The sequence below is a fragment of the Anaerobacillus sp. ABA4_114 genome, from assembly GCF_056159065.1.
In genome coordinates this window covers 1,359,781-1,374,400 of record NZ_JBSWUM010000001.1, presented here as the reverse complement: position 1 = coordinate 1,374,400, position 14,620 = coordinate 1,359,781, and the positions used below count along the sequence as shown (strand labels likewise).

Genomic DNA, 14,620 nt, shown 5'->3' with positions numbered 1-14,620 from the left:
CCATGGCATAGCCATGGCTTTTACTCTCTAAGCTTCATTTGTAGCCGTTGAGAACTTCTTCTTTTTCAATTGTTTCCCTTTCCAAACTGCCCAAAGTTGAGAGGCAATGAATAGAGAGGAATACGTTCCAGCAACAAGTCCGATCAGCAATGCGATCGCAAACGGACGGATCGCTTCTCCTCCGAAAATCGTTAGTGCTGCTGCTGCAAAGATGACGGTCAATACTGTATTGATCGAGCGAGCTAGTGTTTGAACGAGACTTTTGTTTACTACCCTAGCGACATCTTCAAACGTTTTTACTTTCTTTTCTAACTTCATATTCTCTCTAATCCGATCGAACGTAACGATCGTATCGTTGATCGAATAACCCACTATGGTTAGAACAGCTGCAATAAATGTAATGTTAACCTCGATCTGCAGCAAGCTGAAAATCGCGATAATAAAGAACGCATCGTGAAAAAGTGCTACGATCGCCGCAACACCTTGCAGCCATTCAAATCGGATCGCAACATAAATAATGATCCCTACAGAAGCAATCGCAACTGCGATGAATGCGTTCTTCGCTAGATCGACCGCCACATCAGGAGAAACGGTGCTTACGTTTGGTTCCGCACCGTACAATTCAGTAAAGTGATTTTTCAACTCACCGATTTCTTCCTTCTCTAGTTCATCTTTGAAAGCCGCAACAGCCATATCTCCTCCACCAGCAAGCGTTACGGACTCAGGATCAAACCCTAGACTATCCAACTCAGAGGTGACTTCTTCAGTAGTTAGCGTCTCGTTGGACATGATGTCGACACGAGAGCCACTGGAAAAATCAATACCAAGATTCAGACCAAAAATCGCAAGCACGAGACCTCCAAGTACAATGAGGGCAAGTGAAATCATAAAGAATTTATTACGGTGTTTCACAAAATCAAAATCAATATTTCTTATTTTAGAGCTCATCGATCTCACTCTCCTTCACGCCAAAAAGTCCGGGCTTCTTATTCAACGCCCTGCTCTTGACCCACAGTCCGAGTAGGATTCGTGAACCCCAAACAGCAGTCAAAAAGCTTACGATGATACTTGTGATCAACATGACAGCAAACCCTTTTACAGAGCTAGTACCGTACGCGAACAATACGCCAGCAGCGATCAATGTCGTGATATTCGCATCGAATATCGTAGTGAACGATCGTCTTCCACCAGCTTTAAATGCAGACATCATTGATTTACCTGCGCGAATTTCTTCTTTTATTCGTTCATACGTGATGATATTTGCATCAACGGCCATCCCCACTCCAAGAATTAATGCAGCGATTCCAGGAAGTGTTAAAACTGCTCCCATCCAGTTGAACACGACAAGGATTAGATAAATGTAGACACTCAGCGTGATCACCGCGATCATACCTGGGAAACGGTAATAGAAAAGCATGAATAAGAAGATTAAACCGACTCCAATGAAACCAGCAATTACGGTTTTATCGAGTGACTGTTCTCCAAACTGTGCTCCTACCGAAGTTGAATAAATCTCATCAAGCTTTACAGGAAGCGATCCAGCATTCAATAGTTCCTTTAAATTCTCAGCTTCTTCAATTGTAAAAGGTGGTCCAGAAATAATCACTGTATTCTGAGACAGCACTTCATTTACGGAAGGATCGGAAATAAACTTTTGCTCATCAGAGGGCTTTTGCGCTTCTTCTTTGTAGGAGTCACCTTCTTGGTAATCCAACCAGATGACTAATCTGTTATCCGGAAAAGGCTTCTGCATGATTTCTCGTGTAATCTCTGCGAATTGTTGTGGATCCTTTAAAGCTACCTGAACGACAGGCTGATTTTCTTGGAAGACTACTTTCGCAGCTCCTTCTTTTAGATCCGCTCCGCCCATTTTCTCCTCATCTTCTACAGTTCTGAACGTTAGCTCAGCCTGTGTAGAAAGAAGCTCACGCGCCTGGTTTTGATCTTTTACACCAGCTAACTGAACTCGTATGCGATCTTCACCTTCAATAGTGATTCGAGGCTCTGATACACCAAGAACGTTAATCCTTTTATAAAGTGCGCTTACAGTACTATTCAACAAGTCTTTGCTAAGTTCTTGTCCATCGTCAGCAGGCTCTACCTTATATAGAACTTCAAAGCCCCCTTGAAGATCAAGACCAAGCTTAATGTCTTTAGTCACTCCTAGGACCGTCGTTCCAATCAGTCCTCCTAGCAGAAGGACAATTAAAAAGAACGTAACTATCCGGCCTTTTTTTACCATGGAATAAAAACTCCTCTCTAAGCCACCAGCAATAACGTATGTAGGTTAAAATGCCATAATACTACATATTATACCGAAATATAGATTTTTCTGTCAATTTTCGATTAATTATGCGCTTCTTCTTCACTAATCCAGCCTGTCCCTTTGTAGGCGTGAATAGTCAACCAGTTCATATACTCGTTTGGAGAAAGCCTCATAATGTCATTGACTAATTGGTGAACCTTAATTTCTTCATTGTCATTGTTACGTTCTAATCGTGCAAGGAGACAACTCCAGATCTCATCAATCGTGGCCCTATCATAGCCTAATAGGTGAAACTCGTCTCTCTTACTTTCAAGTGCAGGATATACTTCGTTCTTCCACTCTTCCATCCTTCAGTCTCCTCTCCTATTAAAAAATTGAATAAATCGCTGCACCTACACCGAGGCCAGCAATGATTACACCAGTTAAGATTGAAATAAAAGCATATTTAAACCGTATCGCAAATAAAGAAGCCGCCACACAAGCACTATAAGCACCTGTAGTAGGCAAAGGTACGGCAGTAAATAAAATAAGTCCTATCGCTCCATATTTCTCAACATTTTTACTCTTATTTAACGTACGTTGATATAACCACTCATAAAATCGCTTGTACCATCCAAACCTCATCAACCAATTACTGAGCGGCTTGAATAAAAGTAGTAGCGGAATGATTGGCAATGCGTTCCCGAATAAGCTGAGAAAAAACGCTTCCCAGAACGGGATATCAAATGTATACGCCAGTGGTATTCCGCCTCTAAGTTCAAGGATTGGAAGGGCAGAAACCACTACCACGATCGCTTCTTGAGGAAGGAAATCGAGGTTCTCTACTACAAATTGTTTAATTTCGTCTTTCATTAAAACACTCCCATATGCCTGTCATGCTTTGTCCCCTACTAAGCATATACATAGTGATAAAAAATATCTAGGCTTTTCTATAATTTCGCAAGGATACTAAGCATGGAAAGTAGGTTTACTTATGTCGAAGCAAACCTTTTTACGAGGCACACTTTTACTCATATTCGCCGGGTTGATCACCAAGATTCTCGGGTTCATCAATCGTATCGTTATGTATAGAGTCATGGGGGATGAAGGAGTAGGATTATACATGATGGCGGTTCCTACCCTCATCCTCACGATTACTCTAACAAGACTTGGACTCCCTGTAGCCATTTCGAAAATGGTAGCAGAAGCAGATGCGGAAGGTGACAGGCAAAAGATCAAGCGCATCTTAATCGTATCTTTATCTGTAACTGCCGTATTGAGTATCGTGTTCACCACGATTATGGTACTAGCCGCACCTGTTCTATCAAAGGTATTCTTCACAGATGAACGTACATTCTATCCACTGATTGCGATCGCACCAGTCGTTTCGATCGTTGCGATGTCATCTGTGCTTCGTGGCTATTTCCAGGGCTTACAAAACATGCGTCCTTCAGCATACTCGCAAGTGATCGAACAAATCGTTCGAATCTGTTTAGTCGCCATACTTACCGGGGCATTCTTGCCTTATGGTGTTGAGTTTGCTGCTGCAGGTGCGATGATCTCAGTCGTTTTAGGGGAACTAGCGTCACTTCTCTATATGTTCTCCATGTTTAAGATGAAGAAGAGGATCAAAATAAGAAATAATTTCTTTTCCTACTTGAAAGGTGGAAGAAAAACATTCAAGGACCTCATGGCCATTTCTCTTCCGACAACAGGCAGTCAGCTCATAGGATCTCTCTCATATTTCTTTGAACCGATCATCGTAGTGCGCAGTCTTGCAATAGCGGGTTTAGCAACAACAATCGCTACAAGACAATACGGAAACTTAGCAGGGCTCGCCATTCCACTCCTCTTTCTTCCGACTTTTATAACGTTCTCTCTACAAGTCTCCCTAGTCCCTGCCATCAGTGAAGCCTACGCTCAGAAACAATATAAGCAAATTCAGCACCGCTTAAGTCAGGCGATACGGCTCTCGATGGTCGCAGGAGGGCTATCAGTCGTTATTATGTATATCTTTGCGAAACCACTTCTTGAAATTATGTACGATGCCCCACACGTTGCGATCTATGTACAAGTGATGGCGCCATTCTTCTTCTTTTTCTATTTTCAAGGACCACTCGCCGCCGCATTACAAGCACTTGATTTAGCCAAGGCTGCTATGATTAACAGTTTTATCGGTGCTGCGGTGAAATTAGCTGCTATCTTCTTCTTAGCAAGCAGACCGGAACTAGGAATAATGGGTGCTGCACTTGGGATTGTAATCGGAATTTTACTCGTAACGCTTCTTCATTTTGCAACACTTGTAAAAGCAATCGGGTTTTCAATTGTTGTCAGTGATGTTTTGAAAGGCGTCGCGAGCATCATTCTTGCAAGTTATGCAGGTCACCTCTTCTACAAAGTGTTGATCGATGCCCCTTCAGATATACCTGGATCGATCTTTGCGATCATTTCTACAACGATTGTTTACGCCCTGTTATTATTACTACTAGGTCTTATCAACAGAAATGACCTTAGACGTCTGCCAGTCATAGGAAAATACGTTCATTAACACCCCTGCCACTTACAAATGATATCAAACCTCCAAATAAAAAAGTAACCTCTGTGGTTACTTTTTCTCGTTTTTCATATCGATAAAAAAATTTCCGTTCTTATGAAGAGAACAAAACGAAATTTCTTTTAGATTCCTCTGACCTACTTTCCTCAACTCCTGACGAAGCCATAATTCCGTCTTCCCTAAACGCTCTAGATGCTCGCCCTGAATTTTTCCATCAAGTATTAAAGGGAGTGGCAGAAGCGAACTGAATGAGTCCTCATCACCAGTGTCCTGTTGGTCTTTTTTGATAACTGAGAGTTTTCCAGTCGGTTCTAAAATGGCAAATTCAACATCTGATACGGAACTAATATTATTTTCTCTAAGCTGGACGAGGAGATCGTCAAAATTATAGCGCTGCTTCTTCATTTCATGCTCATCGATCTTCCCCTTTTCGATTAGAACCGTAGGCTTTCCATCTACAATCTCTCGTATCTTTTCACTCTTCAAAGAAACAAGTGCCATAATCAATTGAATAATAACTAACACACTGATTGGAATGAAAGTACTGATCATAGGCGTACTCGGATCCTCTATAGACATCACAGCAAGCTCAGCGATCATGATGGAGATCACAAAATCTAGAACACTCAGTTGGCCGATTTCTCGCTTACCCATTATCCTAAAAACGAGTATGATAACAAAATACAAAACCAGTGTTCTAAGGATCATCGTTGAATACTCCATCATAGATCGCCTCCTTTCACTTTCTTATACTTAGTGTGACCAGTGGATCCACACGACATAAAGGAAGGTAATGGAAACAAAAAAAACTCCCCTTTAGTAAAAGGGAAGTAAGTATCTGAAATAAATGTAAACAGTTGAAATGAGTAGTGACACAACCACAACTGGAAGTCCTATCAATAAAAAGTGTACAAACTTGATCTCATGGTTTTCTTTCATTGCAAGTCCCGCAACCACAACATTCGCTGAAGCACCAATCAACGTACCATTCCCTCCAAGACAAGAACCAAGTGCAAGCGACCACCAGAGCGGATCTAGATTCGTCATCCCATATCCAGAGAACTCTGTTATGACGGGAATCATCGCTGCTACAAATGGGATATTATCGAGAAATGCAGATAAGATTCCCGATCCCCATAAAATGATGATCGATGTCTTCGGCATGTCACCTTCTGTATAAAGCAAGATGGCTCTCGCAATTTCATCAATGATACCTACTTCTTCTAACCCACCGATGAGAATGAACAACCCAATAAAAAAAAACAGAGTGACCCATTCGATCGATGAAAATACTTCTTCTACCTTATGGTCATTTTGAGTAATGAGAAGGAGTAGTACTGCTCCAGCCATTGCAATGTTCGTAAGGTCTGTGTGAAGGATCGGATGAAGCAAAAATCCCACAATGGTCATGATTAGTACGACACAAGATTTTACAAGCAGTGGTCCTTTTTTCAAGTAATCCTCAGGGTTCACCTTCATTAATGCTTTACGGTGAGCCTCATCAACGACAAGCCGCTTTTTGTAGAAAAGCAAAAGACCAGAAATAATGACTACGTAGATGACTCCTACGATAGGAGCGAGGTTAAAGAGAAAATCATTGAAATCTAGATGTTTTACAGCCTGACCGATCATGATGTTCGGCGGATCACCGATCAATGTAGCAGTTCCTCCTATGTTTGAGGAAAGTATGACTGTGATCAAAAATGGCATAGAGGTTACTTTCAATATTCGTGTAAGCGTTAAAATAATTGGAACGAGCAGAAGAACTGTTGTTACGTTATCGAGAAGCGCTGAACCAACTGCAGTTAAAATCCCTACAACTGCTAATAGGGGAAGAGGATGACCCTTTACCTTTTGAGCCATTTGAATCGCAATGTATTCGAAAATTCCATTTTGGCTTGTGATCGAAACGAGAATCATCATCGAGAATAAAAGCGCGATCGTATTCCAATCTATATGCTTCATAAATGCTTCATCAGCCGTTGATATCCCTGCTAGGAGCATCAACAATCCGCCTCCGCAGGCAACCAGGGCTCTGTTTATTTTCTCAGTGATGATCCCTATATAAGCAAGAACAAAAATAATCAGTGCTACACTCATATCCAATCCCTGCTGCCCCTTTCCTAGCTACTTTCTATAATCGTATGACGGGCTGTCCTAAATCATGATTGACTTCTAAATGAAGAACGTGTGAATAGAATGTACAAACCATTCATATAAAAAAGGGGGATTATGATGAGGTCAAAACACGCATTCAGCGCGATGGGATCAGGGATGATCACAATTGTAACGATGGTTCTCGCAACAAGCGTACTGCTTTCTCTTATTCTTCGTTTTACTTCAGTATCCGAACAAGGCATCGCTCCTATCGTGATTACAGCAACAGTCATTGCATTCTTTATCGGAGGTTTTATTTCAGGAGGAAAAGGCGGAGAGCGTGGGTGGATGCTTGGTCTAGGAACTGCACTTATGTATATGGTGCTATTATTTCTTGTTCAGTATCTAGGATATCGATCTACAATGGACACAGAACAACTCGTCTTTCATGCAGGATATCTCGGTGTATGTACCCTCGGTGGAATCATTGGAGTAAACGTGCGAGGCAGCCGGGCACAATCGTAATAAAAAATAGCGTCCACAATGGGACGCTATTTTTTGATGCTATTATTCAGTAATGGCCTCACGTACGGCTGCACGATCAAAGACTACCTTTGTTCCATCAGTAGTGCGGATTGTAATCGTACCTTCATCCATTGCATCGATGATTCCATGCATACCACCGATCGTAATAACCTTTTGCCCTCTTTCAAGGCTCGCTTGCATTTCTCTAGTCTTCTTCTGTCTCTTCTGTTGAGGACGAATTAATAGGAAATAGAAAATTGCAAACATCAAAATTAGCGGAATTAAATTCGTTAAAGTTGATCCCAAAACATTTCACCCCTTTCTAGCAATGATGCAATCTATGGATTAAAAGTTTTTTGCACCAGGCAAATTAAATCCGTACTGTTCAAAAAACTCATCCTTAAAGTCTAGGAGACGGTCATCCATAATCGCCTGCCTAACTTGCTTCATCAAGTTTAACAGAAAATAAAGATTATGGTAAGTCGTTAATCGGAAGCCAAACGTTTCATTCGCCTTTATGAGATGGCGAATATACGCTCTAGAGTAGTTCCTGCAAACATTACAGTCGCAATTCTCATCTAGAGGACGGAAATCTCTAGCATACTTAGCATTTCGGACTACGAGACGACCGTTGCTCGTCATCAATGTACCATTCCTCGCAATACGAGTTGGCAGCACACAGTCAAACATATCGATTCCTCTGATCGCTCCATCAATCAAGGAGTCGGGAGAACCAACACCCATTAAGTATCTTGGCTTATTGTTTGGCAAATGAGGCGTCGTAAAATCAAGCACTCTATTCATGACATCCTTCGGTTCACCAACAGATAAACCTCCGACCGCATAGCCTGGGAAGTCGAGTGACACAAGGTCTTCTGCACTTTGCTTTCGAAGATCCTCGTATTCTCCACCTTGAACAATACCGAATAAGCCCTGAACATCTTTTCTTTGATGAGCAGCGATACATCTTTCTGCCCAACGGCTTGTCCGTTCTACAGAGCTCTTCATGTAGTCATATTCAGCAGGATATGGAGGGCATTCATCAAAAGCCATCATGATATCAGATCCTAGCGCGTTTTGAATCTCCATCGCTCCTTCTGGGGAAAGGAAAAGCTTTTCACCGCTAAGATGATTTCTAAAATGAACGCCTTTTTCTTCAATCTGTCTTAGATCGCTTAAACTGAACACTTGGAAGCCACCTGAATCGGTAAGAATCGGTCCGTCCCAATTCATAAACTTATGCAGACCACCAGCTTCTTTCACAATATCATGTCCTGGGCGTAGCCAAAGGTGATATGTATTGCTCAAAATAACCCCAGCGCCCATTTCTTTTAATTCTTCAGGACTCATTGTTTTAACAGTCGCAAGTGTGCCGACTGGCATAAACATCGGTGTTTCAAACGTTCCATGAGGTGTGTGGAGTTTCCCTAAGCGGGCACCACTTTGTTTACATGTTTTTATTAATTCGTAGCGGATTGGTTCCGTCATTCTTTCAAACTCCCTTCCAAAATCAGCATGGCGTCACCGAAACTAAAGAAACGGTACTGTTCTTCGACCGCTTCTTTATAAGCAGACAAAACAAACTGTCTTCCTGCAAGTGCGCTGACGAGCATGATCAACGTGGATTGCGGCAGATGAAAGTTTGTGATCAATCCATCGATGGCTTTGAATTCATACCCTGGATAAATGAAGATATCCGTCCATCCAGAAGATTCCTCAAATACACCGTTATGATTAGAAGCAACTGTTTCAAGCGTTCTAGTCGAAGTTGTTCCAACAGAAATGATACGACCGCCTTGCTCTTTCACTCGGTTCAATAGATCGGCCGTTCCTTTTGTTAGTTGATAAAACTCACCGTGCATTTCATGCTCATAAATATTATCAACAGAGACCGGTCGGAACGTACCTAACCCAACATGAAGCGTTAGAAAGGCAATGTGAACACCCTTCTCTTCAAGCATCGATAACATCTCTTCAGTAAAATGAAGGCCGGCAGTAGGAGCTGCGGCGGAACCACGATGCTTGGCAAAAACAGTTTGGTAGCGATCCTGGTCATCCAATGTTTCTGTAATATACGGCGGAAGCGGCATTTCGCCAAGCTGGTCTAACACTTCATAGAAAACACCATCATAATCGAATTCGAAGACACGTCCTCCGTGCTCCAATGTTTCCACGCACTCAGCCGCTAACCTGCCATCACCAAACGTAAGCTTTGTTCCAAGCTTCACCCTCTTTGCAGGCTTTACAAGTGTTTCCCATCGGTCTCCTTCAATTTGCTTTAGAAGAAGAACTTCCATCTTAGCTCCTGTCTCTTCCTTCATACCATATAACCTTGCAGGCATAACTCTCGTATCGTTTAATACTAGACAGTCACCTGGCTTAATATATTCTTCTAGATTTAAAAACTCACGGTGGGCCATCTTTTCAGCTGCAGGATCAAGCACCATCAAACGTGATTTAGCACGCTCTTTCAATGGAGTCTGAGCGATAAGATGTTCAGGGAGTTCAAAATCAAAATCTTTAACGTCCATTTATTTCACCACTGTTCTTCAAAAATATCTATTCCACCAATCGATCTTACCATAGCTTCATCCATTATCGAAATCTGCCGATTATAAAAAAGAGAAGCGAAAGCAAGACACTCACGACAATCGACGTGACGATCGGAAAGAAAAACGTTGTATTTCCTTTCTTAATCACGATATCGCCTGGCATCTTCCCAATGAATGACCATAGCACTCCAATAACAAGAAAGACGATTCCTAGCGTAATAAAAAGCTTTGAAATCTCCATGTTATTCAGGCTCCTTCAACCCAAAATGGTCATATACGCGATGCGTGACCATGCGTCCCCTTGGCGTACGCTGCAAGAAACCGATCTGCATTAGATACGGCTCGTAAACGTCTTCGATCGTATGACTTTCTTCTCCGATCGTAGCAGCGATCGTATCGACACCAACAGGTCCACCCCGGAATTTTTCAATGATAGCCAGTAGAAGCTTATGATCGATATGATCAAGTCCTAGAGGATCGACCTGCATCATCTCTAATGCTTGAGTAGAAAGGGAAAGCGAGATAACTCCATCTCCTTTTACTTGGGCAAAGTCTCTTACCCGCTTCAAAAGACGATTGGCGATACGAGGAGTACCGCGTGATCTTCTAGCGAGCTCTACAGCTGCTTCCTCATCCATCTCAACTTCAAAGATATCAGCAGTACGCATGAGTATTGTTTGCAATTCATCCTCTTGATAGTACTCCAATCTACTGAGTACTCCAAATCTGTCACGAAGAGGGGCAGTTAAGAGTCCAGCTCTCGTCGTTGCCCCAACTAATGTGAAAGGCGGGAGATCAAGACGCACCGATCTTGCAGTCTCACCCTTTCCTATAACAATATCAAGACAATAATCCTCCATAGCAGGGTACAGTACTTCTTCAACACTTCGCGGCAAGCGATGAATCTCATCGATAAAAAGAACGTCTCCAGGTTCAAGTGCCGTTAAAATGGCAGCAAGATCTCCTGGTCGCTCAATCGCTGGACCAGACGTCGTCCGGAGATTCACTTCCATTTCAGTTGCTATGATTGCAGAAAGAGTCGTCTTCCCAAGTCCTGGTGGACCATATAACAATACGTGATCTAGTGGCTCCTCGCGCATTTTCGCCGCTTCAATAAACACCTCTAGATTACGCTTCACCTTCTCCTGACCTATGTACTGACTTAATCGCTGCGGACGGAGGCTATATTCTACGGATGAGTCATCACCGACCTGCTCACCTGATAGAATGCGTTCTTCCACTATGACCCCTCCTTAACGATTCAGCATAAGCTGAAGCGCTTTTTTAATATATTGATCTGTCGAAAGCACTTCTTCCTGAAGCCCAGGCTTTATTTTCTTAATTTCTCGTTCAGCATAGCCAAGTGCCTTCAAAGCTTCGATGGCTTCTTCAAGTTCATGCGTACCATCTTCTTCTGTCTCTTCCACAGCGAAAAGACCTTCCTGCGGCTCACCGAATCCTTTTAATTTTCCTTTCAGATCAAGTATGATCTGACGAGCTGTTTTCTTCCCGACACCTGGAAACTTCGTCAAGAACTTCTCATCCTCTAACTCGATCGCACTAACTACTTTATCAGGCTCACCTGTAGCTAAAATCGCAAGCGCTCCCTTAGGACCGATACCTGAAACATTCAAAAGCTTCTCAAACAAAAGACGCTCTTCTCTCGTCGGAAAACCATAAAGCGCAATCAGATCCTCCCTCACATAATGATGCGTGAAAATCTGAATAGACTGCCCCCTATACCTCTGAAACGTAAAAGGATTTCCACAATAAACTTTATACCCAATCGAATTCGATTCGATAACAATATACTCAGTATCTATATATTCAACATTACCTTTAATATACTCAATCAAAAAACTCTCTCCCCATCGCATACGAACATGCATTTCTATATCTTTTTATTTTATCATATTATAAGAAAAGCGGAAGAGGGCGATTAGGCTCGACAAGCGCTGGAGCCTTATCAAATGAACACGCCCTTTGTGTTCAATTGATAAGGTGAAGCGATCGAGAGCCTGCCCTCTGCAGCTGGATCACAAGAAAAGCGGAAGAGGCCGTTTAAATACGCAGGGAGTTGGAGGAATGTAGAATGAGACGCTTTTTGTCTCAATCTACATTTCGAAACTACCGGAGTATTTGGCCTCTGCAGCTGGATCATACGAAAAGCGGAAGAGGGCGATTAGGTCCGAAAAGGGCTGGAGCCCTTCAAAATGACCACGTTCTTTGTGTTCAGGTTGAAGGGTGAAGCGATCGAGGACCTGCCCTCTGCAGCTGGATCACATGAAAAGCGGAAGAGGGCGTTTAGGCATGAAAAGTGTAGGTGAGCGTTTAGAAACGGAGATATTGGAACTCTTGAAATAGAACACTTGCGTTCTGTTGAAAGAGAGAATTATCGGAGTTTCTGCGAGTCTCACATTTCACTCTAAAAATCAAACAACCCATCCTAACGGACAGGTTGTGATTTCTTTATTTTATAAAACGTATGGAGCATGTCTTCAAAGTTATACCAGGACTCTATCGGAATACCTTCAGCAAGCTCCTTAAGTCTGGAGCTTTCTACTTTACCAACGTCGATTTGAAAGAACGTTTGTATGACTTTCTGTTCATCTGGCTTTCCTTCAAAAATCGTGAGAACGCCATCATCTGTAAGTCCGAAATGACCATTCTCCTTCATAGCCGGGGAAATATCTTCAATTTTGCGTTCAAAGACCATTTTACCGTGATCTTGGTTAACAAGCTGCCATCCCGCATACTCACTCCAGAAATCTTCCATAGACCAGACGGTTTTTTGAATGGATTGCTCCGTGGAAACTCCATCTGCATAGTTAGTTCTTAGGATTACTTCAATAACCATAGGTCCATTCATATGATAATGCTTTTCATCAAATTCACGCTCACTCTGGGCATTTTCAACCGCCAGTACATGTGCTGGCAAAGAACCCATAATCAGAATAAGCACTACTAAAAAGCCGAATAGGTTTTTCACAATTTTTAGCACCTTTCTTTTAGATTCTGTTAGCGTGCCCAGCAGTGAAGATAATATGTACAAAAAAAAGAACTACATCACCATGTAGCTCTTCAAAACTTCTCATATACCTCGTCACTTATCTCAGCATTATGATATACCTCTTGAACATCGTCATTATCCTCGAGCATGTCGATCAGTTTTAACATATCGACTCCATCTTCTTCCCCAAGAGGAGCGTATGTTTGAGGAATCATCGTAATTTCTGCAGACGAAAAGATAATATTTCTCTTCTCAAGCTCTTCCTTTACTGCTTGATACTCCTGTGCATCAGTATAGATTTCGAATGAATCTTCATGGGTCTCCATTTCCTCTGCTCCTGCATCGATTACTTCTAACATCAACTCATCAGCATCTGCATCATTTTCAGCTCGATCGATAACAAACAGTCCTTTACGATCGAATAAAAAACCTACGCATCCGTTCTCGCCCATGTTGCCTTTGTTTTTACTAAACGCATGACGAATTTCTGCAGCTGTTCGATTTTTATTGTCTGTTAAGAGTTCGACCATTACAGCAGCACCGCCAGGACCGTACCCTTCATAGACGATCTCTTCATAATTAACACCATCTAAATCGCCAGTAGCCTTTTTTATCGCACGATTGATATTGTCATTTGGCATGTTCGAGGATTTTGCTTTATCAACAGCTAATCGAAGGGCTGGGTTTGTCTCAGGGTCCCCACCACCTTGTTTGGCTGCAACAAAAATCTCTTTCGCAAGCTTCATAAATACTTTACCACGTTTTGCATCCTGAGCATTTTTTCTTCGTTGTATATTTTTCCACTTCGAATGTCCTGCCATCGTCAATATCCCCTTCCTACTGATTTCGTCCATATACTATAACACATGAAATCAGGTGGATAAACTAAACGGAATCATACAAAAAGAACAGGGAGAACCCTGTTCTTCTTATATTATCTATTGTTTTGAAACGGACGTTGAACTGCACTCGAAATGTCATTTAAAATGCCGTTAACGTCTGCTTGAACTTCTTCGAACCCGTCACCATTTTCGAGGCGATCATCAACACGGCCCATTCTTTTGACAACGTCATTATCAGTCGAGATCGAGACATTCTTTTGTTTCGCGAGCTTTGCTACTTCACTACGAACTTGATCTTTAACAGCTTCTCGGTCGTCTCTGTTCGTTTCAACACCGATCATGATTTGATCTCCATACACGATGACACGCGCATCTTCGACAGTTTTAAGCTTCTCGATGCGATCTGCGAGTCGCTGTGAAAGGTTGTTATCATAACCAGAATAATCCTCGCCGTTTCGCATGTACCCAGGACCATTCAAACCATTACGCTTATCGATCTGCTTCTCATCGGGAGCTTTTACACCATTGGCATAATCTCTGTCGATCATGTCAGTAAATGCACCTTCACGATAATCGTTATTATTATCTTCACTCGTATAATAACCGATTGGTCGACCCGAATCGTTATAACGTGTGTCCATAGCTTCGTTATCTGCTGTACACCCTATTAGACCTCCAGCAAGCATCAATGTGGAGAGTGTCACTACTGTTTTTTTCATTTGAAATACCTCCTTTCATTATTAGCATGGCAGGAGGTGTTCCAAATTAATCTGTTATGTCTTGGCAAGAAAGGGA

General features: G+C 42.2%; 17 protein-coding genes. 2 read left to right on the top strand and 15 right to left on the bottom strand.

Annotated elements, in window-relative coordinates; all coding sequences use genetic code 11:
* Nucleotides 1–27: 27 nt before the first annotated feature.
* From secF to ACXAEY_RS06730, 4 genes are all read right to left on the bottom strand, one after another.
* Entirely contained in the window at nt 28–948 is a 921-nt protein-coding gene (gene secF / locus ACXAEY_RS06745) for a protein translocase subunit SecF (protein WP_270179416.1), read from the bottom strand.
* A complete protein-coding gene (secD, locus tag ACXAEY_RS06740; protein WP_474810971.1) occupies nt 938–2,242 on the bottom strand; it encodes a protein translocase subunit SecD in 1,305 nt (434 codons plus the stop codon). The genes secF and secD overlap by 11 nt, the downstream gene beginning before the upstream one ends.
* A 104-nt stretch (nt 2,243–2,346) precedes the next feature.
* Nucleotides 2,347–2,613: a post-transcriptional regulator gene (locus ACXAEY_RS06735; protein ID WP_474810969.1), complete on the bottom strand. Its 267-nt coding sequence runs from the start codon at nt 2,611–2,613 to the stop codon at nt 2,347–2,349.
* A 19-nt stretch (nt 2,614–2,632) separates the two neighbouring features.
* Nucleotides 2,633–3,118 (bottom strand): COG2426 family protein, encoded by a 486-nt coding sequence (locus ACXAEY_RS06730; RefSeq protein WP_270179419.1) that lies wholly within the window; start codon nt 3,116–3,118, stop codon nt 2,633–2,635.
* A 121-nt stretch (nt 3,119–3,239) separates the two neighbouring features.
* Here ACXAEY_RS06730 and spoVB point away from each other — a divergent pair, with 121 nt between their 5' ends.
* Entirely contained in the window at nt 3,240–4,793 is a 1,554-nt protein-coding gene (spoVB, locus tag ACXAEY_RS06725) for a stage V sporulation protein B (protein ID WP_474810967.1), read from the top strand.
* 57 nt (nt 4,794–4,850) lie between these two features.
* On the opposite strand, the gene ACXAEY_RS06720 is transcribed toward spoVB, so the two are convergent.
* Entirely contained in the window at nt 4,851–5,522 is a 672-nt protein-coding gene (locus ACXAEY_RS06720) for a DUF421 domain-containing protein (RefSeq protein ID WP_270180599.1), read from the bottom strand.
* A 93-nt stretch (nt 5,523–5,615) separates the two neighbouring features.
* Nucleotides 5,616–6,899 (bottom strand): ArsB/NhaD family transporter, encoded by a 1,284-nt coding sequence (locus ACXAEY_RS06715; protein WP_333489723.1) that lies wholly within the window; start codon nt 6,897–6,899, stop codon nt 5,616–5,618.
* Between the two features lie 135 nt (nt 6,900–7,034).
* On the opposite strand from ACXAEY_RS06715, the gene ACXAEY_RS06710 reads away from it, so the two are divergent.
* Nucleotides 7,035–7,421, top strand: a complete 387-nt coding sequence (locus ACXAEY_RS06710) for a TIGR04086 family membrane protein (RefSeq protein ID WP_270179422.1) — start codon at nt 7,035–7,037, stop codon at nt 7,419–7,421.
* 42 nt (nt 7,422–7,463) lie between these two features.
* Here the strand turns inward: ACXAEY_RS06710 and yajC are convergent, their stop codons facing one another.
* From yajC to ACXAEY_RS06665, 9 genes are all read right to left on the bottom strand, one after another.
* Nucleotides 7,464–7,727 (bottom strand): preprotein translocase subunit YajC, encoded by a 264-nt coding sequence (yajC, locus tag ACXAEY_RS06705; RefSeq protein ID WP_270179423.1) that lies wholly within the window; start codon nt 7,725–7,727, stop codon nt 7,464–7,466.
* Nucleotides 7,728–7,766: 39 nt separating this feature from the next.
* Nucleotides 7,767–8,909 carry a tRNA guanosine(34) transglycosylase Tgt gene (tgt, locus tag ACXAEY_RS06700; RefSeq protein ID WP_270179424.1) on the bottom strand — a complete coding sequence of 381 codons (1,143 nt, stop codon included), beginning with the start codon at nt 8,907–8,909 and terminating at the stop codon, nt 7,767–7,769.
* Complete coding sequence (gene queA, locus ACXAEY_RS06695; RefSeq protein WP_474810963.1) at nt 8,906–9,952, bottom strand: tRNA preQ1(34) S-adenosylmethionine ribosyltransferase-isomerase QueA; 1,047 nt, start codon at nt 9,950–9,952, stop codon at nt 8,906–8,908. Before queA ends, tgt begins: the two co-directional genes overlap by 4 nt.
* A 64-nt stretch (nt 9,953–10,016) precedes the next feature.
* The gene (locus ACXAEY_RS06690) at nt 10,017–10,214 is read right to left on the bottom strand and encodes a DUF2905 domain-containing protein (protein WP_270179426.1); all 198 of its coding nucleotides are present in this window, start codon (nt 10,212–10,214) and stop codon (nt 10,017–10,019) included.
* 1 nt (nt 10,215) lies between these two features.
* A complete protein-coding gene (gene ruvB / locus ACXAEY_RS06685) occupies nt 10,216–11,214 on the bottom strand; it encodes a Holliday junction branch migration DNA helicase RuvB (RefSeq protein ID WP_270179427.1) in 999 nt (332 codons plus the stop codon).
* 12 nt (nt 11,215–11,226) lie between these two features.
* A complete protein-coding gene (ruvA, locus tag ACXAEY_RS06680) occupies nt 11,227–11,829 on the bottom strand; it encodes a Holliday junction branch migration protein RuvA (protein WP_474810960.1) in 603 nt (200 codons plus the stop codon).
* A gap of 590 nt (nt 11,830–12,419) precedes the next feature.
* Nucleotides 12,420–12,962 carry a BofC C-terminal domain-containing protein gene (locus ACXAEY_RS06675; RefSeq protein WP_474810958.1) on the bottom strand — a complete coding sequence of 181 codons (543 nt, stop codon included), beginning with the start codon at nt 12,960–12,962 and terminating at the stop codon, nt 12,420–12,422.
* A gap of 92 nt (nt 12,963–13,054) precedes the next feature.
* A complete protein-coding gene (locus ACXAEY_RS06670) occupies nt 13,055–13,804 on the bottom strand; it encodes a YebC/PmpR family DNA-binding transcriptional regulator (RefSeq protein ID WP_474810956.1) in 750 nt (249 codons plus the stop codon).
* Between the two features lie 113 nt (nt 13,805–13,917).
* Complete coding sequence (locus ACXAEY_RS06665) at nt 13,918–14,544, bottom strand: YhcN/YlaJ family sporulation lipoprotein (protein ID WP_474810954.1); 627 nt, start codon at nt 14,542–14,544, stop codon at nt 13,918–13,920.
* Between the last annotated feature and the right edge of the window lie 76 nt (nt 14,545–14,620).